This window comes from Accumulibacter sp., from assembly GCF_032229525.1.
Classification (GTDB): Bacteria; Pseudomonadota; Gammaproteobacteria; order Burkholderiales; family Rhodocyclaceae; genus Accumulibacter.
Window position 1 is genome coordinate 23,488 of the sequence record NZ_JAVTWB010000156.1, and the last position, 21,176, is coordinate 44,663.

At 57.9% G+C, this 21,176-nt stretch carries 16 protein-coding genes; 6 read left to right on the top strand and 10 right to left on the bottom strand.

Annotated features, from left to right (window positions below; translation table 11 throughout):
- Positions 1-14: 14 nt before the first annotated feature.
- The 10 genes from RUW20_RS12095 to rpmH all read right to left on the bottom strand — a co-directional run bounded on the left by RUW20_RS12095 (position 15) and on the right by rpmH (position 9,808).
- Entirely contained in the window at positions 15-1,787 is a 1,773-nt protein-coding gene (locus RUW20_RS12095) for a branched-chain amino acid ABC transporter ATP-binding protein/permease (RefSeq protein WP_313952480.1), read from the bottom strand.
- On the bottom strand, positions 1,784-2,818 hold the full coding sequence (locus tag RUW20_RS12100) for a branched-chain amino acid ABC transporter permease (RefSeq protein WP_313952481.1): 1,035 nt from the start codon (positions 2,816-2,818) through the stop codon (positions 1,784-1,786). The genes RUW20_RS12095 and RUW20_RS12100 overlap by 4 nt, the downstream gene beginning before the upstream one ends.
- A 190-nt stretch (positions 2,819-3,008) precedes the next feature.
- Positions 3,009-4,163, bottom strand: coding sequence for an ABC transporter substrate-binding protein (locus tag RUW20_RS12105; RefSeq protein WP_313952482.1), 1,155 nt, complete (start codon positions 4,161-4,163; stop codon positions 3,009-3,011).
- Between the two features lie 105 nt (positions 4,164-4,268).
- On the bottom strand, positions 4,269-5,048 hold the full coding sequence (locus RUW20_RS12110) for a TSUP family transporter (protein ID WP_313952483.1): 780 nt from the start codon (positions 5,046-5,048) through the stop codon (positions 4,269-4,271).
- Positions 5,049-5,810, bottom strand: coding sequence for a methyltransferase domain-containing protein (locus RUW20_RS12115; RefSeq protein ID WP_313952484.1), 762 nt, complete (start codon positions 5,808-5,810; stop codon positions 5,049-5,051).
- Between the two features lie 191 nt (positions 5,811-6,001).
- Positions 6,002-7,378 (bottom strand): tRNA uridine-5-carboxymethylaminomethyl(34) synthesis GTPase MnmE, encoded by a 1,377-nt coding sequence (gene mnmE / locus RUW20_RS12120; RefSeq protein ID WP_313952485.1) that lies wholly within the window; start codon positions 7,376-7,378, stop codon positions 6,002-6,004.
- Positions 7,344-9,038, bottom strand: coding sequence for a membrane protein insertase YidC (yidC, locus tag RUW20_RS12125; RefSeq protein WP_313952486.1), 1,695 nt, complete (start codon positions 9,036-9,038; stop codon positions 7,344-7,346). Before yidC ends, mnmE begins: the two co-directional genes overlap by 35 nt.
- 26 nt (positions 9,039-9,064) lie before the next feature.
- Positions 9,065-9,274, bottom strand: coding sequence for a membrane protein insertion efficiency factor YidD (gene yidD, locus RUW20_RS12130; protein ID WP_313952487.1), 210 nt, complete (start codon positions 9,272-9,274; stop codon positions 9,065-9,067).
- A 4-nt stretch (positions 9,275-9,278) separates the two neighbouring features.
- Positions 9,279-9,677 carry a ribonuclease P protein component gene (rnpA, locus tag RUW20_RS12135; protein WP_313952488.1) on the bottom strand — a complete coding sequence of 133 codons (399 nt, stop codon included), beginning with the start codon at positions 9,675-9,677 and terminating at the stop codon, positions 9,279-9,281.
- Positions 9,674-9,808, bottom strand: a complete 135-nt coding sequence (rpmH, locus tag RUW20_RS12140) for a 50S ribosomal protein L34 (RefSeq protein ID WP_313952490.1) — start codon at positions 9,806-9,808, stop codon at positions 9,674-9,676. The genes rnpA and rpmH overlap by 4 nt, the downstream gene beginning before the upstream one ends.
- Positions 9,809-10,137: 329 nt before the next feature.
- Here rpmH and dnaA point away from each other — a divergent pair, with 329 nt between their 5' ends.
- The 6 genes from dnaA (at position 10,138) to RUW20_RS12170 (ending at position 21,139) form a co-directional block, all read left to right on the top strand.
- Positions 10,138-11,535: a chromosomal replication initiator protein DnaA gene (gene dnaA, locus RUW20_RS12145; protein WP_313952491.1), complete on the top strand. Its 1,398-nt coding sequence runs from the start codon at positions 10,138-10,140 to the stop codon at positions 11,533-11,535.
- Positions 11,536-11,745: 210 nt separating this feature from the next.
- Positions 11,746-12,876, top strand: a complete 1,131-nt coding sequence (dnaN, locus tag RUW20_RS12150) for a DNA polymerase III subunit beta (RefSeq protein WP_313952493.1) — start codon at positions 11,746-11,748, stop codon at positions 12,874-12,876.
- Between the two features lie 64 nt (positions 12,877-12,940).
- Positions 12,941-15,409: a DNA topoisomerase (ATP-hydrolyzing) subunit B gene (gene gyrB, locus RUW20_RS12155; protein ID WP_313952494.1), complete on the top strand. Its 2,469-nt coding sequence runs from the start codon at positions 12,941-12,943 to the stop codon at positions 15,407-15,409.
- A gap of 546 nt (positions 15,410-15,955) precedes the next feature.
- Complete coding sequence (locus RUW20_RS12160) at positions 15,956-16,720, top strand: hypothetical protein (RefSeq protein ID WP_313952495.1); 765 nt, start codon at positions 15,956-15,958, stop codon at positions 16,718-16,720.
- Positions 16,721-17,739: 1,019 nt separating this feature from the next.
- The gene (locus tag RUW20_RS12165; protein WP_313952496.1) at positions 17,740-20,253 is read left to right on the top strand and encodes a sodium-translocating pyrophosphatase; all 2,514 of its coding nucleotides are present in this window, start codon (positions 17,740-17,742) and stop codon (positions 20,251-20,253) included.
- Positions 20,254-20,374: 121 nt separating this feature from the next.
- A complete protein-coding gene (locus RUW20_RS12170) occupies positions 20,375-21,139 on the top strand; it encodes a hypothetical protein (protein ID WP_313952497.1) in 765 nt (254 codons plus the stop codon).
- Positions 21,140-21,176 lie beyond the last annotated feature (37 nt).

A 21,176-nucleotide genomic window follows, 5' to 3' on the forward strand; every position in this document is an offset into this window, starting at 1 on the left:
TTGCGCCGCCGCGCTCACTCGACGCCCCCGAGATAGGCTTCGACGACTGCCGGATTGCGCTGAATCTCTTCCGGGAGTCCGGCAGCCAGCTTCTGGCCAAATTCCATGACCACCACCCGATCGGCCAGGCCCATCACGAAATCCATATCGTGCTCGACCAGCAGGATGGCGATGCCTTCCGCACGCAAACGACGCAAGAGCTCGGCAAGAGCCTGCTTCTCCAGGTAGCGCAAGCCGGCAGCCGGCTCGTCAAGGAGCAGCAAGCACGGATCGGCGGCCAGCGCCCGGGCGATCTCGACGAGACGCTGCTTACCGAGCGGCAGGCTGCCAGCCAGTTCGTACATCTGCTCGGCGAGACCGCAACGCTCGATCTGTAGCGCTGCTTCCTGCAGCAAGCGCGCCTCCTCCGCACGGTCAGTGCGGCAAGCGGCGGCGACGAAGCTCTTGCTGCCTCGTAGATGCGTACCGATGGCGACGTTCTCGATGACGCTCATCCCCGGCAACAGACGGACATGCTGAAAAGTGCGGCTCATGCCGCGCCGCGCAATATCACGCGCCGGCAAGGATTCGATGCGCTCGCCGCGGAAGCTAACAGCACCGGAAGTCAACGGGTCGACGCCCGAGATGCCGTCGAACATGGTGCTCTTCCCAGCGCCGTTCGGCCCGATCAGTGCCATTACCTCACCGGCCCTGACACGAAAACTCATCCGGTCGTTGGCGACCACGCCACCGAAGCGCTTGCTGGCGTCCTTCACCTCCAGGACAACCGAGCCCGCTGCCGGCAGCGGGCGACGCGGCAGCGCCAAGGCCTCGACAGAACGGCCGCGCCGTTCCCGTTGTGGAACCAGACGTTGAATGATCGGCCACACACCATCTCGAGCGCGATGCAGGACGAAGATCATCAGCAGTCCAAAAACGATCATTTCGAAGTTGCCACTCCTGCCGAGCAGGGTGGGTAACCAATCCTGCAACCATTGCTTGAGAACGGTAATCAGACCAGCGCCGAGGATCGCGCCCCAGACGTGCGCGACGCCGCCGACCACCGCCATGAACAGGTACTCGATGCCTTGGGTCAGCGAGAACGGGGTCGGGTTGACGAAGCGCTGCAGGTGCGCATAAAGCCAACCGGACATACTGGCGTAGAGCGCCGCCAGGGTGAAGATGACGATTTTCAGGCGCGGCGTATTGACGCCCATCGCTTCGGCCATCAGCGAACCACCCTTGAGCGCGCGGATGGCACGGCCCTCGCGCGAGTCGAGCAGGTTTCGCGTCGCGAGAATGATCAGCAGCAGGACAGCCCAGATCAAATAGTAGAACTCGCGGCCCGACTTCAGCTCGAGCTCGAAGAACTGCAATGGCGGTATGCCACTGATGCCGGTGTGCCCGCCGAGAGCGGCGAGGTTGCCAAAAAGGTAGTAGAGGGCCATACCCCAGGCGATCGTGCCCAGCGGTAAGAAGTGACCGGAGAGACGCAGCGTGATCAAGCCGAGCGACAGCGCCACGATGCCGGTAACCAGCAGACCGGCAGGCAGGGTGAGCCATGGCGACACGCCGTGCACGGTGGTCAGATACGCCGAAGTATAGGCACCAAGACCAACAAACGCCGCCTGCCCGAAGGAAGTCATACCGCCGACGCCGGTGAGTAGAACCAGTCCGAGCGCGACAATCGCGTACAGGCCGATGTAATTGAGCAGCGTGACATAGAATTCCGGCAACAGCAGCGGGGCGCCGAACAACGCCGCAATGAAGACCAGCAGAATAGCCGTGGCGTGCGGACTTCGGCTCATTCCTCCTCCACATGGCGGGTCTTCCATGAACGCCAGATCAATACCGGGATGATCGCGGTAAACACGATCACTTCCTTGAAAGCACTGGCCCAGAACGACGAGAAGGATTCGAGCAGGCCAACCAGAACGGCGCCGGCCGCAGCGACCGGATAGCTGGCAAGACCACCGATGATCGCTCCGACAAAGCCTTTGAGACCGATCAGAAATCCCGAGTCGTAGTAGATGGTGGTGATGGGCGAGATCAGGATGCCGGAAAACGCACCGATCGCCGCCGCCAGCGTGAACGACAGCATGCCCGCCAGGGTCCCCGAAATTCCCATCAGCCGCGCACCGGTGCGGTTCATCGCCGTCGCACGCAGGGCCTTGCCGTAGATCGTGCGTTCGAAGAAAAAGTACAGGGCAACGATCAGCACCAGGCTGGCAACTACCACCAGCACCGTCTGCCCTTGCAGCAGCGCGTCGCCCACTTCGAAGCTCATGTCGGTGAACGGTAGGGTCCGCGAACCCTCGGCACCGAAAAAAAATAGCCCGATACCGATCAAGGTCACGTGCACTGCCACCGAAACGATCAACAGTGCCAACACCGACGCCTCGGCAATGGGCTGGTAGGCAAGACGATAGATCATCGGTCCGAGCGGCACCACCAGCATCAGCGCCAGCAATACCTGGAGCGGCAGCGGCAGGCTGGCCGGCGAAAGTGCGAACAGCACGCCGGCGAGCATCAGCGGCACGCCGCAATTGACCAGCAGGATCATCGGTAGCCGCCTGAACTGGCGCGTGCGCAGCGCCAGTGAGCCCTCGATGAGGGCGATCATCGAGCCCAGAGCCAGCAACAGCCAGATGGTGCCTGGTAGCCTGCCGGCCTGCAGACCGGCCAGGGTCAGGGCGCCGAAGGCGACAAACTCGCCTTGCGGAATGAAAATGACACGAGTGACGGCGAAAACCAGGACCAGAGCCAGCGCGAGCAGCGCGTAAATAGCACCGTTGGTGATCCCATCCTGGCCCAGCAGCAAGGCTATCTGCAAATCCATCAACGCTATTCCAGTCGCTACGCCGGCCGGCAACCCCTTCTGCGGGTAGCCGAAGTGCTGGCCAGGATGTCTGACGGAGAATCGGAAGCGGCTTGCCTGTGATTGCCGTCAGCGCCGCTTATCACCCACGGAGGTAATATTCCGAACGTCGGCAGGCAAGAACCGGCGCGCCTTGGGCGCGCCGGAGCGCCTACTTCACGAGCTTCCAGTCCCCGCCAACCACCTGGACCATCACCCGGGAGCGCTGGTCAAAACCGAGGTGATCCTGCGCACTCATGTTGAAAACACCGTGTGCCCCGGTCAGATCCTTGGTTCCCTCGAGGGCGTCGCGTAGCGCCTTGCGAAACTCCGGGGTTCCTGGTTGCGCCGTCTTGAGTGCTACGGGAACGGCATTGGCCAGCAGTTTGCCGGCATCCCACGCATGCGCACCGAAGGTCGACACGCTGCCCTTGCCGTGTGCTGCCTCGTACTTCTTGACATAATCAAGGGCCACCATCTTGACCGGGTTACTGTCGGGTAACTGGGCGGCCACCAGTACCGGTCCGGCCGGCAGGAAGGTGCCTTCACAATCCTTGCCACAGACGCGCAGGAAGTCGGCGTTGGCGACCCCGTGCGTCTGGTACATGATCCCCTTGTAGCCCTTTTCCTTCAGCGACTTCTGCGGCAGGGCAGCGGGCGTGCCTGCCGCGCCGACCAACACGGCGTCGGGCTTGGCGGAGAGGATCTTCAACACCTGACCGGTCACCGAGGTATCCGAGCGATTGAAGCGTTCATTGCCGACGATCGTGATCTTGCGCGCCTCGGCAATCTTGGAGAACTGATTCCACCACCCTTCGCCGTAGGCGTCGGCAAAACCGATGTAAGCGACCGTCTTGACGTTGTTGTTGATCATGTGCTCGACGATCGCCGTCGCCATCTGGGCGTCATTCTGCGGCGTCTTGAACACCCAGTGACGCTGGGCATCCATCGGCTCGATTATTCGTGCCGAGGCGGCCATGGCAATCATCGGCGTCTCGGCCTCCGCGACGACGTCGATCATCGCCAACGAGTTGGGAGAAATCGTCGAGCCGATGATCACATCGACCTTGTCCTCGGCGATCAGCTTGCGGGTGTTCTTGACTGCCGTGGTGGTATCCGAAGCATCGTCAAGAACGATGTAATTGATCTTTTGCCCAGCGATACTGGTTGGCAGCAAGGCAAAGGTGTTCTTCTCCGGAATGCCCAGCGAAGCCGCTGGCCCGGTCGCGGAAAGGGTGACGCCAACGTTGATGTCCGCATGCACGGCGGCGGCAAACCCCGCCGACAGAAAGGCCAGCACCGCGGCCATCGATTTCTTGCTCTTCATTGTCTCCCCCAGCATGATTGATCGCTGCGTTTATCGGTATGAGAGTGCCGCGGCCGTCCGTGCGGCACCATCACATTCTGCGACCAGAGGAAACACAAAACAAGTCTAGACGAAGGTGTCATGCGCGAACTTGACGATAAACAGGCTGACGACGCACAAAAACACCTTCCGCACGAAGCCGCTGCCGTGCCGTAGCGCAAGATGAGTGCCGATCAGCGAGCCAAGGACGTTGCAAGTGGCCATCAGCACCGCTACACCGAACAGCACGTGACCGTTGGGGAGGAAGTAGCCGAGCGCCGCCAGATTGGTCGCGACATTGACTACTTTTGACGCTGCCGAGGCGTGCAGGAAGTCGAAGCCGAAAAAACGGATGAAGAGAAAGATCAGGAAACTGCCGGTGCCGGGACCGAAGAATCCATCGTAAAAACCGATCGCGCCGCCGACGATCACGGCGTAGGCGAACTCGCGGCCACCGGTGTGTTGGGGCCGGTGAATAGCACCGAAATCGCGGCGCGCAAAAGTATAGATGGCGGCGCCGACGAGTAGCAGCAGAATCAGCGGCCGCAGCAGCTCGGGGGGCATCCAGGCGACAGCCATCGCGCCAAGGTAGGAAAATGCAAAGGCGGCGATCGCTGCCGGGAGCGTCGTCCGCCAGGGCATGCGTACCCGGCGAGCGTAGCGCCAGGCGGCATTGCTTGTTCCGAAGACGCTGGCGAACTTGTTGCTCCCGAAAAGTGTCGCCGGGATTTCGTTCGGCAGCGCAGTGAACAGTGCAGGGATCTGGATCAGACCGCCGCCGCCAACCACCGCATCGATGAAACCGGCGAACAGCGCCGCCGTTCCCAGCGCGACAAACAATGAATAATCGACCCCGGCTATGGCCACTTAGCGCTGCGCCACGAGAAAAACTCGCTTGAACGGGAATACCGTGTGCCCGTCGGCACCTCGCGGGTAGGCAAGTGCCAAGCGCGCGCGGTAGGCGGCGAGGAATTTCTCGGTGGCCGCGCCCTCCAGGCGCGCCAAGTACGGTACCAGCGTCGTGCCTTTCATCCATTCAATGATCGCATCGTCGCCACTGAGCGCTTGCCAATAGGTTGTTTCCCACACATCCAGATAGCGACAAAGCGGCATCAACAGGCGGTGGTATTCGGCAGCTGACAGGACGCTGCCCATCTCGACGTGACCCAGCGCCTGCTGCCAGCGATAGTCGCCAGCCAGTTTGCGCAGGATCTGATGCGATGGAGACATGAAGTTGGACGGCATCTGAAGCGCCAGCACACCACCGTCGGTGAGTTGCCCGATCAGACCCGGTAGCAGACTGCGGTGATCACCAAGCCAGTGCAGAGCGGCGTTCGAAAAAATCAGATCTGGTGCGGCTTCCGCCCGCCAGTCGGCAATGTCGGCGCGCTGCCAATCGATGGTCGACGGTGTCGACGAGGCCTTGCTGAGCATCGCCTGATCGCTGTCGATGCCGGTTACCCTGGCCGTCGGCCAGTGTTCGGCAAGCAGCCTGGTAACGTTGCCGGCGCCGCAACCGAGATCGACGATTGCGGTCGGAGACTTGCCCCCCAGCCGGACGATCAGATCAAGCGCCGGCCGTCGGCGCGCCTCGACAAATTTGAGGTATTGCTCTGGGTCCCAGTTCATTGGCCTGTTTCCTCTTGTTCGGATACTTTCAGCCCTTGTGTGGTAGGAAGGTTCGCGCCGCGCCGGCCATGGCCGCCAGATGATCCGTTGCTCCGCCCCACCCAGAACACCCTTGAGTGCTTGTTGGCTGGCAGATTTTCGTGGTCACCCGGTGACGAAGCCCTGGTGCGCCCACGAAGGATCTCAACGGGCTACTTTCCAATGCAGAAGCGCCCGAAGATCTCGCCAAGAAGATCGTCGGCACTGAAGTCGCCGGTGATCGTCGCCAGCGCCAACTGAGCGAGTCGAAGTTCCTCGGCGAACAGGTCGAGCAGTGGCAAGCGTTCGCGTGCCTGGTCAATATGAGCACGCGTCACGGCCAACGCCCGCAGGTGGCGTTCGCGAGCGAGGAACACGTCTTCGGTAGGCTGCCATCCGGCTATGCGCAGCAAGACCTGGCGCAATAAGTCGATACCTTCTCCGGATTTGGCGGAAAGGGCTACCGTCACGCCATCGGCGTCATCATGGCATGCAGGCCCCCGAGCGGCCAGGTCAATCTTGTTGTGAACCGTTAATCTGGCCAGGTGGTTGGGGAGTTTGGCAAGGATCGCGCGGTCGGCTTCACCGACGCCAGAGCGCGCATCGACCAGCAAGACGACGACGTCAGCACGCGCTATTTCTTGCCAGCTGCGTGCTATTCCGATCCGCTCGATCTCATCGTCGGTTTCGCGCAGCCCGGCGGTATCGATCACGTGCAACGGGATCCCTTCGACCTGGAGCGTACCGCGGACGAGGTCGCGAGTGGTGCCGGGAAGCGACGTGACGATGGCAAGCTCGTCGCCGGCCAGGCGATTGAGCAAGCTCGACTTGCCGACATTGGGCTGACCAGCGAGGACGACATGCAAGCCCCCCTGCAGCAACCGGCCTTGCCGGGCACGGTCGAAAACCTCGTCCAATCTATGTTGCAGGCGATCAAGGCGGCCAAAGGCATCGGCAGCTTCGAGAAAATCGACTTCCTCGTCCGGGAAATCCAGGGTCGCTTCGACTAGCATGCGCAATTCGATCAGTTGCGCCAGCAGCGCGTTCACTTCCCGAGAGAATTCGCCCTGTAGCGAACGGACAGCGCTACGGGCAGCAGCGGTAGTCGAGGCGTCGATAAGGTCGGCCACCGCCTCGGCCTGCGCCAGATCGAGCTTGCCGTTGAGGTAGGCGCGGCGCGTAAACTCGCCGGGGTCTGCCAATCGCGCACCAAGCTCCAGGCAGCGGGCGAGAAGCATTTGCATGACCACCGGGCCGCCATGGCCATGCAGTTCCAGTACGTCCTCGCCGGTGAAGGAGTGCGGGCCGGGAAAGTGGAACAGCAGGCCCTTGTCAATCACACTGCCGTCGGCACTGTTGAAGTCGGCAACAGTCGCCAGGCGCGCGGCAGGTTTCTTACCGCTAAGTGCCGCGCAAAAGTCCAGGAGCCTGGCGCCCGAAACGCGAACAATGCCGATGCCGCCGCGGCCGGGAGCGGTGGCAATCGCGGCTATCGTCGTCGCAGCGCTGCCCGCCTCAGGCCTTGGCGTCGTTGGCGGCTTTTCCACCACCTTCGATCATCCGGGTGATTTGCCATTGCTGGGCAATGGACAGCGTGTTGTTGACCACCCAGTAGAGCACCAGACCCGCCGGGAAGAAGAAGAACATGGCACCGAAGATGAATGGCATCATCATCATCACCTTGGCTTGAATCGGATCGGGCGGCGTTGGATTGAGCCTGGTCTGGATCAGCATCGTCGCCACCATGACCACTGGCAAGACGTAGTAAGGATCGCTGGCTGAAAGATCAGTAATCCACAATATCCAGGGGGCATCGCGAATTTCAACCGCACCGAGCAGAGCCCAGTAGAGTGCAATGAAAACCGGGATCTGCACGGCGATCGGCAGGCAGCCACCCAAGGGGTTGATCTTTTCTTTCTTGTAGAGCTCCATCATCTCCTGATTGAGCTTCTGGCGGTCGCTGCCATAACGTTCTTTGAGGGCGACCAGCCGTGGTGTAACGGTACGCATCTTGGCCATCGACTTGTAGCTTGCCGCCGATAGTGGGAAGAACAGAAGCTTGATGCCGACGGTGAGCAGAACGATGGCCCAACCCCAGTTTCCGACCAGCTTGTGGATCGCCTGTAGACACCAAAAAATAGGGGCGGCAACAATCGTCAGCCAACCGTAGTCGACGACCAGCGGCAGACCCTGTGCGCCGATTCCGCCTTCTGCCTTCGGCAGCGCGAGGTGATCAAGATTGCTCTGCAGTTGCGGACCGGCATAGAGAGGAACAGAAAAGGCGACCTTCGAGCCGGATGCCGCTATCGGTACTGGCACGATGACGCCAGCGCTGACCACCGGTTTGGCCATGCCGTCGAGCTTGCGCATATAGAATTCACGTGGCAATTTTTCGGGCGGTATCCATGCCGAGACGAAGTAGTGCTGAACCATGGCTATCCAGCCGTTGTCCGCTTGGGTAACGAACTTGGCCTTGCCGTTCTCGATATCGGCAAAATGCACCTTTTGATACTTGTCCTCCTCCGTATAGACTGCCGGGCCAGTGAAGGTCGATACCATCCTGCTCTCGCCTTCGGGCGCGGCGGTGTCACGCTGCAACTGGAAATAGGCGTGTGCCGCCACACTCTTGTCGCTGCCATTGTCGATCTCGTGTGTGACGTCGATCAGGTAACTGCCACGGGTGAAGGTGTAGATCTTGGCGACCTTGACGCCATTACTTGGTGGTGCTTCGAGACGAAGCTCGAGGGTCTTGGCATCGCCGCTGAGTTCTCGGCTGCCCGGAACCGGCGAGAAAACGGTCTTGTGGTTGGGCAAGCTGCCGCCGATCAAACCGCTCTGCGCGAAATAGTCATGCCTGGCTTCGAAGAGAGCGAAATCCTTGCTCTTGGATTCGGTGTCCTTGTAGTCATTGAACACCAGACGGACGATACCGCCACCCAGCACCGACACCTCGGCGGTAAAGAGGTCTGTCTTTACGGTTACTGTGTCAGCTTTCTGGGCAGCGGCGACCGCTTCTGACGGGGGAGCACCAGGAACCCCCGGAACGGGGCTGTGCAGGCTTGTCGACGGCTGCGGGGCCAACGTTTCCACCAAACCAACGGTCACTGGCGGGTCGACCGGTTTGGGCTGATTGTACTTCTGCCAGGCATCCCAGAGCATGACCAATGAGAAAGAGAAGACAAGCAGCAGCAGGAGGCGTCGGTTATCCATGAAAGCCTATACGATTCGATTGATGTTCAGGGGACGGGGTCGAAACCGCCGGGATTCCACGGATGACAGCGAAAAAACCGATGCAGGGCAAGTCGTGTACCCTTGCTAGCACCGTGCTTCTCAATGGCTTCTGCGGCGTACTCGGAACAGCTGGGGAAGAAACGGCAGCGGCGCCCGAGCATAGGGCTGACCGCGTAGCGGTAAAAGCCTATCAAGGCAAGCAGCATCTGTTTCATCGGTTCATCGTTCTGGTGAGATCATCTTGCTCAGCAAGCGCTGGATCTCGAGCGACAACGGCTGCCGCTCGAGCGGTCTCGGCATGGCCGCCAGACGCAGCACCATGTCGCTGGCGCGAAGTCGTGAACGCATCAGCCGGAAACGCTCCCGGGCCAGCCGCTTGACGAGGTTTCGATCAACCGAACGGCGCAGGAAGCGTTTGGCTACCACCAGACCCAACCGAGCGCCCGATGTTTCTGCAACGCTACGAGGGCCGTAATGTAGCAGGAAATGCTTGCTTTTCAGTGCCTTCCTGAAACTGAAAACGGATGAATACTCATCCGTTTTCAGTAGGCGGTACAGCTTTGGAAACGCGGTAGCAGATGTCGAGTGATCGGCGGAGCTACGCGATCTCCCGCTCAAACCGCCAGGCGATGTCGACCTTTGGCACGACGGGCGCGAATTGTCGCACGGCCGCCACGGGTAGACATACGAACGAGGAAGCCGTGCGTACGCTTGCGGCGAACAACCGACGGTTGATAGGTACGTTTCATGGTCAAGCCCTTGAAGTCAATACGAAGTAAACGGATAATTAGACAGCTTCTAAGGGAAGCTTGTCAAGACCAGTTTTTTGACGCTGCTGTGGATAACTTCCGGTCAACGCGTTAGAATTGCCGTTTCAGCGCTCTGGGCAAGACAAGAAGCGCCAAGCGTAGCGAGCTGCCGACAAATCCGTGCTGTCAACCGGAGGCTGGTAGCTTACGCCAAGTGGGGATAGGGTCCAATCTCGATGTTTCCTAGATGTCTTTCTTGTCAGGGCAGGCCGTTTCTGTTGCCGTCTCACATTGGCGCTTTACTTGGGAATTCCAGTCGATGACTGTCGATGGCTAGTTTCTGGTCCTCGTGTCTGAGCCAGTTCGAGCAAGAACTTCCGCCTCAGCAATTCAATACCTGGATCCGTCCGCTTCGCCTGGAAGGGGAGGAAGATTTCACGCGCGGATTGCGCCTTCTGGCACCGAACGGTTTCATTCTGAAGTGGGTCAAGGAGCGTTATCTGGCGCGAATCGAGGAATTGGGGAGCGAGCATTTCTCTGCGCCCATCAGCATCGCTTTGACCCTCGGCGAGCGCATCGTAGCACCGAAAAACCCACCGTCAGACCGGGCCGGGCAGACCACCACCCACGAGCCCGGGAAAACGGTTTCCGTAGCCGTGGTCTCCAATAGTTCGTTGGTCAATAACGGTCGGTCGGCTTACGAAAAGACGAGGTTGATCCAAACCTTTACCTTCGACAACCTAATTGTCGGAAAAGCCAACGATCTAGCCCGCGCAGCTTCCCGACAAGTTGCCATCAATCCGGGGGAGACTACCTACAACCCGTTGTTCATCTATGGCGGAGCCGGTCTCGGCAAGACACACCTCATTCACGCGATCGGCAATCACATCCTTGACAACTTCCCCGACAAGATCGTGCGTTATGTTCACGCCGAGGACTACTACTCAGACGTCGTTCGTGCCTACCAACAGAAGTCCTTTGACGTGTTCAAGCGTTATTATCGATCACTTGACGTATTGCTTCTCGATGACGTCCAGTTCTTCAACGGAAAGAACCGGACACAGGAAGAATTTTTCTACGTTTTCAATGCACTTAGTGAAACCAGGAAGCAAATCGTCATCAGTTGCGACACTTACCCAAAGAACATCTCCGGCCTTGAAGATCGGCTGATCACTCGTTTTGATTGGGGTCTAACGGTTCAGATCGAACCTCCGGAAACAGAAATGCGTGTTGCGATTCTTAAAAATAAAGCAGAAGTCGGTGGGGTAGTACTTGACGACGAAGTTGCCTTCTACATTGCCAAGCATCTGCGGTCGAATGTTAGAGAGCTGGAGGGTGCTCTAAAAAAGGTACTTGCCTATTCGGCGTTTCATGGACAACGGATCTCGCTGGATCTGGCCAAGGAGGCACTAAAAGATGTGATCGGTTCGGTCAACCGACAGATTACGGTCGAGAACATCCAGAAAACGGTAGCAGATTACTACAAGATTAAGGTGGCGGACTTGTTCTCCAAGAAGCGTACGCGGGTGATCGTTCGACCGCGTCAGATTGCCATGTGGCTGGCAAAGAATCTGACGACGCTGAGCTACCCCGCGATAGGAGCTGCCTTCGGCGGGCGCGACCATACCACTGTACTGCATGCGGTCCGCACCATCGACGATCTGCGGACCAAGAACAACGACATCAACCACGACGTACATGTTCTCCAGCAGGTTCTGAAAACCTAGGATGCCTTTGTATAAGTCACTGGAAAAGCCGCTGGTAACAGTTGGACAAGATGTGTATCCAGGGCCTGTGGATAAGTTGCTAAATCTTGCCCACAGTCTCGTACCGCCTTTATTCAGGCTGATAAAAATGTCTAAGTAACAGATTTAAAAAGAAAAATAAGAACAATCAACAGACTTGTTCGGACCATAGTCTTTATAGGATTTATAGATATGCTTCTTATCAAAACACGGCGCGACACCCTCCTGGCACCTTTGCAGGCGGTTTCGGGAATAGTTGAGAGGCGTCACACACTTCCGATTCTCTCGAACGTGTTGCTCGAAAAGAGAGGCGAGGTGTTGACTCTTCTGGCAACCGATATCGAGATCCAGATCACCAGCTCCACCAGCGGTACGGCAGGTGATGGCGACGGAGCAGTTACGGTCGGGGCGAGGAAACTGCAGGAGATTTTGCGTTCTTTGCCGGAAGCGGCCGAGGTAAGTCTGATCCTTGAAGACAGGCGCCTGCAGGTCAAGGCGGGAAAAAGCCGTTTCAGCCTGCAGACTTTGCCAGCAGATGACTTTCCGTGTTTGGCTCTAGCGGACGGGGAGGCCAAGCGATTCACGGTACCGCAGAAGGAGTTTCGCAAGTTGTTGGGTCAGACCCAGTATGCGATGGCCACACAGGATGTTCGTTACTATCTGAACGGTCTCTTGCTACTGGTGGATGGCAGCGAGCTGCGAGCGGTAGCGACCGATGGTCATCGACTAGCCTATGCCAGCGTAGCATTGGAGGATGCTCCCGAAGCTCTGCGTCGGGAGGGTGCCACACGGCAGGAGCTGATCCTGCCACGCAAGACGGTGATCGAGCTCAATCGACTGCTCGCCGACAATGACGAGCCACTGTCGATCGAAATGTTACCGAGTCAGATCCGCTTCCAGTTTGGCCACATCAATCTGGTGTCCAAGCTGATTGATGGTCGCTTCCCGGATTACGAGCGCGTGATCCCGATCAGCCTCAGAAACGTCGTTTCGGTCAGCCGCACAGTGCTGCTGCAGTCGATGGTGCGGGCAGCGATTTTGACTAACGAGAAATTCCGTGGTGTTCGCCTGGTACTTGCTGACGGCAGCCTGAAGATCATTGCCGCCAACGCTGAACAGGAAGAAGCGCAAGAAGAGATCGAGGTCGATTACCAGGGCGAGGCACTAGACGTCGGTTTCAATGTTGCCTATCTGCTGGATGTTCTCAACAACCGCTCCGAAGAAACGATCGAGTGGGGTTTCAATGATGCCAATTCAAGCGCCCTATTGACCATTCCGGGCAACGAGAGGTTCAGGTACGTCGTAATGCCAATGCGGATTTGAAATCCGTTAGCCGGATGAGGAAGTAGTAGGAAAGCTTCAATCAAGAGAAAGCAGTGGATCTAGAATGAATGAAGAAAACGAGCAACCGGCTTATGACGAAACGAGCATCCAGCAGCTGGAGGGTCTGGAGGCAGTTCGCAAGCGGCCGGGAATGTATATCGGTGATACTTCCGATGGCACTGGTTTGCACCACATGGTATTCGAAGTGGTCGACAACGCTATTGACGAGGCGTTGGCCGGTTATTGCGACGATATCGTCATCACGATTCACGCCGATAATTCGATTTCTGTAGCCGACAACGGCCGCGGTATACCCACCGGTATCAAGTTTGACGACCGCCACGAGCCGAAGCGTTCGGCGGCCGAGATCGTCATGTGCGTGCTGCATGCAGGCGGCAAGTTCAACCAGAATTCGTACAAAGTTTCAGGTGGTCTGCACGGGGTCGGCGTTTCATGCGTCAACGCTTTGTCGAAGTGGCTGCGTCTGACCATCCGCCGCGATGGCCACAAACATTTGATCGAGTTCAACCGAGGGAAGGTGGTCGATCGCCTGATCGAGATTCAGAAGGAGGTCGAGGTATCGCCAACCAGGATTGTTGGCACCACGGAAAAGCGCGGCACAGAACTGCACTTCATGGCGGACGACGAGATCTTCGGCCAGGTCGAGTTTCACTACGAGATTATTGCCAAGCGTCTGCGTGAGCTTTCCTTCCTCAACAATGGCGTAAAGATTCGCCTGATTGACCAGCGCAACGGCAAGGAAGAAGACTTTGCCTTCCTGGGTGGTGTTCAAGGTTTCGTGGAGTACATCAATCGCGCGAAATCGGTCCTTCATCCGAATGTGTTTCATGCCTGCGGCGAGTCGGCGACGGTCAACGGACTGATCAACGTTGAAGTGGCCATGCAGTGGAACGACAGCTACGTCGAACAGGTGCTGTGTTTTACCAACAACATCCCCCAGGCCGACGGCGGTACGCACATGACTGGCTTGCGTGCGGCGATGACGCGGGTGATCAACCGCTACATCGAAGAGCACGAGATCGCCAAAAAGGCCAAAGTGGATATCGCCGGTGACGACATGCGCGAGGGTCTGGCCTGTGTGCTGTCGGTGAAAATGCCTGACCCGAAGTTTGCTTCGCAAACGAAGATGAAACTGGTTTCTTCTGAAGCGCGTCCAGCGGTGGAAGAGGTCGTAGCGGCGAAACTGAGCGAGTTCCTGCAAGAGCGTCCACTCGACGCCAAGATAATCACCGGCAAGATTATAGAAGCGGCGCGTGCCCGCGATGCTGCGCGCAAGGCCAGAGAAATGACGCGCCGCAAGGGTTTGCTCGATGGCGTCGGGTTGCCTGGAAAACTGGCCGACTGTCAGGAGAAGGACCCAGCTCTTTGCGAACTCTACCTGGTCGAGGGAGACTCCGCCGGGGGCTCAGCAAAACAGGGTCGCGACCGAAAATTTCAGGCCATACTGCCACTGAAGGGAAAAATTCTCAACGTCGAGAAAGCCCGTTTCGACAAGCTGATCTCGTCGCAGGAGATTGTTACCCTGATTACCGCTCTCGGTACCGGGATAGGCAAGGACGAGTACAAGCCCGAGAAGTTGCGTTATCACCGCCTGATCATCATGACCGATGCAGATGTCGACGGTGCCCATATCCGTACCCTGCTACTGACCTTCTTTTACCGTCAGATGCCGGAACTGATCGAAAATGGCCACATTTACATCGCACAACCGCCATTGTACAAAGTCAAACATGGCAAAACCGAACGCTACATAAAGGATGATCAGGCGCTCAAGCAGTTCCTCCTGACCTTGGCGTTGGACGGTTCGGTGTTGATCCCAAGAACTGGAGCGCTGGAGATTTCGGGCGGCGCACTGGAAGAGCTGGCACGGGAGTATCTGCTTGCCGAGGCGGTGATCAACCGTTTATCGCACTTGATCAATCCGGAAGTCCTGCACGCGCTGATCGATGCCAATCTCAAGGTCGAAGTGGCCGATGAAGCGTCGGCGACAGCCAGCGGCGTTGCCCTGATGAACGCCGTCGGCGACAAACTGGGGATCAATATCTACGCCCGCTACGATGACGCTCAGGAGCGCTGGCAGTTACGTCTCGAGAAAATGCTGCATGGCAATCTCAAGGTTAGCGTGATCGACGACGACTTGTTGGTCAGTGGTGACTATGCGCAGTTGCGCAAGACTGCGGAGATCCTGGCAGGTCTCTTCGGGCCAGGCGGTATCGTGCTTCGTGGCGAGAAGAAACAGGCGGTAATCAGCTTTGCCGAGACCATGCAGTGGCTACTCAGCGAAGTCGAGCGTACGGTCAGCAAACAGCGCTACAAAGGCCTCGGTGAGATGAATCCCGAGCAGCTTTGGGAAACCACCATGGACCCGAGTGTGCGCCGCTTGCTGAAAGTCCAGATCGAAGACGCCATTGGCGCCGACGAGATCTTCACGACGCTGATGGGTGAACTGGTCGAACCACGGCGCAACTTTATCGAGTCGAATGCTCTGGCAGCGAGAAATATCGACGTGTAAGTTCGCCAGTTTGGCATTCAAGCAATTGTCCTGAGACCAGCGGCGCAAAGCGACCTATCGCGCTCACCGTTCAGCGCCAGCGCTGGTTTACCAGACCGCGGTGTCGGCTTTTCTGATGCGCGTGTGCCCATGGCGCTGGTTGCGACGGCAAGCGACCAAGATCATGCCTTTCGTATCGTTCTGGCGGACATCCTTGATGACTTGCCCCATGTAGGAAAAACCCCCTAGCGGGGCGACTGCACCCGTTTCACTTGCCGCTCGGTGTCCTCGGAGGGCGCAGATCAAGACACGCTCCGAGGCTTGTCAGTCGTGCCGGTCGACCGCAACCAGACAAGCAAGCTCCAGAAATGCTTGATGCATCAAGGCGAAATGTAATCTGACAAAGTGGATTCAAGCGGCTAGGCGTCGCCAGCCACACCTCGTATAATTCCGACGACAGAGTCGTGGCCGAAGCAAAAAAACCGCATTGGGCTATGTGTAACCGTCGGCCTCTTCCGAGGATTGCACGTTGTCCAGACAATCTAATCTTGGAGAAAGTTCACAATCATGACGATACATCTCTACTTTTCGTTGGTCCCCGAAGCCTTGATCGCCTCCATGCTCGAACCGGAAGAGTTCGGGCAATACTACTCAACCGGCCATAGCTACAAATCCAAGGGGCAAGCGATCTTTTTCGAGGTCGATCCAAATTTTCGTCATGAGTTTTTCAACATCGATGAGGGTATTGAGCGGTGTGTTCCGCACCCCGATGGCACGCCCAAGAACTCGGTTTATATTTCCGTATACCGGGTACTCGAGCACATTCCGGTGAGCGCCCTGGGCAAGCTGTACCTGAGCACCGCGTACGGCCAGACGCTGGGGTTGAGCCGCTCGGATTCGTTTCCCGCGAAAGGGAAGGGCTTGCACATGTACCAGGATTTGGCGCCGATCAACAGCCTGGTGGTGAGCGCTCAGGATCCAAAGACCTACTATGAAAAAGTCACCAGCCAGCCGAACAAGTTCATTCGCTTCCCTGGCCTGTGCTTTGTCGAGCTCGGCCTTGGCGCACTGGCGACGGATCCGGGTGCTGGGGCCATTGGCGATCTGCCGTACTCGTTTGTGCACCATCTGCGCGAGGCCTTACTGGAAGTGGATCCAGCCGGCAAGCAAAGCAAGCTGGTGCATCGGGTTCACTCACTTGAGTTCCCGTACCGGATGATCAAGAACGGTATCTACATGGGTAACGGTTCTGATCTCGCGTTCTACCAAATGCCTTCGCATGAAATGCTGCGCCAGAATCACAGCAATTGGTGGCGCTCGTGCAACCTTTAAGCGCTACTTAACAGGGAGCCGGGGCGGATGGACTGTCTCGGCTTTTTTTGCGCACATCAGTAGAAGGAAAAGGGCGTTTAACAAACCTCAAGCAGCCTGCTGAGTGTGCACGTGCCGCAACCCCGAAGTTGATGAACGACATCAAGACGGCGCAGAGGAAAAGTCGCTTGCATTGCGAAATGCCGCGACAGGGGCTCGAAACCGCTCGTCGCGGCTGAGACGGTTCAACGTTTCGGCGCGACTACACACGCCTTGCGCTATTTGATGACCTGTTTTCTGTCTTGTGCAGAGCTGATGGGTTGTTGCATCTAGCGTGGACCATACGAACGGTCATCCGCAGCCAGACGCCCCCGTTTCAGTGCTTTGCCATGACCACCGCAAGACAGCGGTGCTTGTTGGACACGCCGTATTTCGTGGCCCCTTCTCTGGGGTCGCGCGCTCGCCATTCTTGAGACCTCTCCGAAGTGCAGCAGCCAGGCACGTCGAGACTCCATCGCAGAAGAATTTTCCCGGCAGAAAATAAATGATTACGATTTGGAGTTATGCTATTTGCAAGTTTCATAAATTATAATCAGAGATGATTCATGCGATAGAGGGCTGCCGCTACCGTCTGTTTCCGGCTATCTTCGCAGCAGCGGGAAGTATGCAATAGGGGTTTATCAAACAGCCCGATCGGATTATCGAGTGCTGCGGAGATGTGCGCGCCACCTAAGCGGCGCTATGCTTATGGGTTTTTTGTGCATACGCGTGTTTCTCCACCGCCAAGTGAGCACCGGCCTTGATTAAAAAGAAAAAATAGGTCTGTCGCAACAGTTTTGTCACGCTCCTGACGTTTTCCACAGAGCCCGAGATATCCCGCGAAAATGGGCGCGAGCAACGCCGCTGCGTGTGCTTGACAGCGCTGATTCGGGCGGAGATACTCGCCGCGGCGGTATTGAGTCTCGACTCCCTCCGTCCGGCTAAACGGACATCACGAAGGATATAACGAGAACATCTTAACTCTCTTTGGACCCCGTTATATGACATTCGCTCACAATGCCTTGGCGCCACCACGATACTGCTTCGCACGTTATCTGTTGTTGGCATTGCTCATAATTTTTGGTGTGGCGTCGCTGCCAGCCATCGCGGCCACGGAGGGCCATGTCTCCGAGGTCAACCTCGTTCTACCCGATCTCGGAGATACCTCGCTGGTAAGCTTCCTTGGGGGAATTTCGGGCTCGACACTGCTTTCCTACGGGCTTGTCGTCGCTATCGCGGGCCTTGTCTTCGGCGCCGTCATCTACCGCCGGATTCGCGGCCTGCCGGTGCATCGCTCAATGGCCGAAATCAGCGAATTGATCTACGAGACCTGCAAGACCTACATGATTACTCAGGGCAAGTTCCTGCTTGTTCTGCAGGCCTTCACCGCAGTGATCATGATCGGCTATTTCTACTTCGTCCAGCAGCTGCCCGTTTCCGACGTGGCGACGATCCTGACCTTTTCGGTGATCGGCATTGCCGGGTCTTTCGGCGTTGCGTGGTTCGGTATACGCATCAATACCCTGGCCAACAGCCGCACGGCGTTCGCTTCGCTAGTGGCGAAACCTTATCAGATTTACGCGATTCCGATCACCTCGGGAATCTCCATCGGCATGCTGCTGATATCGACCGAGTTGCTGATCATGCTTTGTATCATGCTGTTCGTGCCGGCTTCACTGGCAGGCAAGTGTTTCATCGGTTTTGCCATCGGCGAGTCATTGGGCGCGGCGGCACTGCGCATAGCCGGCGGCATCTTCACCAAGATCGCGGACATTGGTTCCGACTTGATGAAGATCGAATTCGGTATTCAGGAGGACGACGCGCGCAACCCCGGGGTGATCGCCGACTGTGCGGGCGACAACGCTGGCGATTCGGTTGGTCCGACGGCGGACGGCTTCGAGACTTACGGCGTCACGGGCGTGGCACTGATCACCTTCATCATGCTTGCCGTACCGGAGCCCGCCGTCCAGGTTCAGCTGTTGGTCTGGCTGTTTGCCATGCGCGTAATGATGATCGTCGCTTCGGGGATTTCTTACCTCGGCAATCAGATGCTGGCGCGGCGCCTGTATGGCGACAAGCAACGCTTCAATTTCGAAGCGCCGCTGACCTCGCTGGTATGGATCACGTCGGTCGTCTCGCTGGTCATTACCTTCATTGTCTCGTACCTGCTGATGGGGCAATTCACTGTCAGCGGTACGGCCTACCCCAACCTGTGGTGGCAGCTTTCGCTGATCATCACCCTCGGCACACTGGCTGGAGCCATCATTCCGGAGGTGGTAAAGGTCTTCACGTCGACCAAGTCCAAGCACGTCCGCGAAGTGGTGACGGCGTCCGAGGCCGGAGGCGCGAGCCTCAACATCCTGTCCGGCCTTGTGGCTGGGTACTTCTCGGCATTCTGGATTGGCGTGATCGTCGTCGGCCTGATGTCTGGTTCTTACGTCCTGTCGCAGTACGAGCTGACGGCGGTGATCAATCCCGATTCCGCCAAGGCCGCGATGATGGCCGCGGTCTTCTCTTTCGGGCTCGTCGCCTTTGGCTTCCTGGGAATGGGCCCGGTAACGATTGCCGTCGATAGCTACGGCCCGGTCACCGACAATGCGCAGTCGGTCTATGAGCTGTCGATGATCGAGCAGGTTCCCGGTGTCGCCGGTGAAATCAAGAGGGATTACGCTGTCGATGTCGACTTCAGTGCGGCGAAGTTCCTGCTCGAGGAGAACGATGGGGCCGGCAACACCTTCAAGGCCACTGCCAAGCCTGTGTTGATAGGCACCGCGGTAGTCGGTGCGACGACCATGGTTTTTTCGATCGTCATGCTGCTCACTGCCGGCCTGACGGAAAACCTCGATAAGCTGTCGTTGCTTCACCCGCCATTCCTGCTCGGCCTGGTCTCCGGTGGCGCGACGATCTTCTGGTTTTCCGGCGCCAGCACCCAGGCGGTATCGACAGGGGCCTACCGGGCGGTGGAGTTCATCAGTACGCACATCCGACTCGATGCGGTAGTCAAGGCATCGCCCAAGGACAGCAAGAAGGTCGTCGAGATCTGCACGATCTACGCCCAGAAAGGCATGTTTAACATCTTCATGGCGGTGTTCTTCGGAACCCTGGCTTGCGCCTTCATCGAACCTTTCTTCTTTATTGGCTATTTGATCTCGCTGGCGATCATTGGCCTCTACCAGGCCGTTTTCATGGCTAACGCCGGTGGCGCGTGGGACAATGCAAAGAAGATTGTGGAAACGGAAATGCATGCCAAAGGGACCGATCTGCACACGGCTTCGGTGGTCGGTGACACGGTCGGCGACCCGTTCAAGGACACCGCCTCGGTGGCCATGAACCCGATCATCAAGTTCACCACGCTGTTCGGCTTGCTGGCGGTCGAGATGGCGGTGGGGCTCCAGGCACAGGGACACCAGGGAGTGGTATTTGCATTGGCGGCGCTGTTCCTGGTCGTGAACCTCGTTTTCGTATTCCGCAGCTTCTACGGGATGCGCATCATCGCCAAAAAGGCGATGGTGTAGTGGTACGCGGCGTCGGCGCTACACCGGAAGCCAGGTCGCTGGTGGGCTTCGAGCGGAGTTGCCGACACAGCGCCAAACAAGAATGTCGAAAAAGCTCGACTATCTCAGGGAGGGTTCAACCATGTCCATGCATCTATATTTTTCGCTGATTCCTGAAGCATTGATCGCGTCCATGCTTGAACCGGAGCAGTTCGGGCAGTACTACGCGACTGGCCACAAGTTCAAATCGAAGGGGCAGGCCCTGTTCTTCGAAGTCGACCCATTGTTCCGCCATGAATACTTCGACATCGACGGTGCATTTGCGCGCTGCGCGGAGAAGCAGGATGGCACGCCAAAGAACTCTGTCTATATCTCGATGTACCGCGTCATGGAGCATCTGTCGATGAATGCCATCGGCCAGCTCTACCTGACTACGGCAATGGGCGCGACGCTGGGCCTGAAACGAGGGGACGGTCTACCCAAAGCCGATCAGGAACGGCACATGTTCCAGGATTTGGCACCGATCAATAGCCTGGTGGTCAGCCTGCTCGATCCCGCCAAGTATTACGCGGACGTGACCACAAAGCCATCGAAGTTCTTCCGCTTCCCCGGAATGTGTTTTGTCGAACTCGAACTAGGCCCGCTGGCGCGCGACCCCGAGAACGGCCAGGAAGGTGATCTTCCGTATTCGTTCCTGCTGCACCTGCGTGAGGCCTTGCTGGAACTGCGGCCTGGGTCGAAGCAGAACAAGCTCGTACACCGCGTGCACTCGCTCCAGTTCCCGTATCGAATGGTCAAGGACGGCTTCTACCTGGGCATTGGCGAGGAACTCGTGCACTACCCGATGCTTACGCACGAGGTACTGCGGAAGGATCACAGCAACTGGTGGCGTTCGGCCAATCTCTGACCGGCCAGGAATGGTTCGGTTTATCGGGAGCCGATCC

Excerpts from the sequence above, each read along its gene's own strand:
- dnaA (WP_313952491.1), top strand. The coding sequence starts at position 10,138 with ATGGCTAGTTTCTGGTCCTCGTGTCTGAGCCAGTTCGAGCAAGAACTT.
- yidC (WP_313952486.1), bottom strand. The coding sequence starts at position 9,038 with ATGGATAACCGACGCCTCCTGCTGCTGCTTGTCTTCTCTTTCTCATTG.
- gyrB (WP_313952494.1), top strand. The coding sequence starts at position 12,941 with ATGAATGAAGAAAACGAGCAACCGGCTTATGACGAAACGAGCATCCAG.
- RUW20_RS12165 (WP_313952496.1), top strand. The coding sequence starts at position 17,740 with ATGACATTCGCTCACAATGCCTTGGCGCCACCACGATACTGCTTCGCA.
- RUW20_RS12115 (WP_313952484.1), bottom strand. The coding sequence starts at position 5,810 with ATGAACTGGGACCCAGAGCAATACCTCAAATTTGTCGAGGCGCGCCGA.
- RUW20_RS12095 (WP_313952480.1), bottom strand. The coding sequence starts at position 1,787 with ATGAGCCGAAGTCCGCACGCCACGGCTATTCTGCTGGTCTTCATTGCG.
- RUW20_RS12105 (WP_313952482.1), bottom strand. The coding sequence starts at position 4,163 with ATGAAGAGCAAGAAATCGATGGCCGCGGTGCTGGCCTTTCTGTCGGCG.
- RUW20_RS12170 (WP_313952497.1), top strand. The coding sequence starts at position 20,375 with ATGTCCATGCATCTATATTTTTCGCTGATTCCTGAAGCATTGATCGCG.
- RUW20_RS12100 (WP_313952481.1), bottom strand. The coding sequence starts at position 2,818 with ATGGATTTGCAGATAGCCTTGCTGCTGGGCCAGGATGGGATCACCAAC.
- yidD (WP_313952487.1), bottom strand. The coding sequence starts at position 9,274 with ATGAAACAGATGCTGCTTGCCTTGATAGGCTTTTACCGCTACGCGGTC.
- dnaN (WP_313952493.1), top strand. The coding sequence starts at position 11,746 with ATGCTTCTTATCAAAACACGGCGCGACACCCTCCTGGCACCTTTGCAG.
- rpmH (WP_313952490.1), bottom strand. The coding sequence starts at position 9,808 with ATGAAACGTACCTATCAACCGTCGGTTGTTCGCCGCAAGCGTACGCAC.
- RUW20_RS12160 (WP_313952495.1), top strand. The coding sequence starts at position 15,956 with ATGACGATACATCTCTACTTTTCGTTGGTCCCCGAAGCCTTGATCGCC.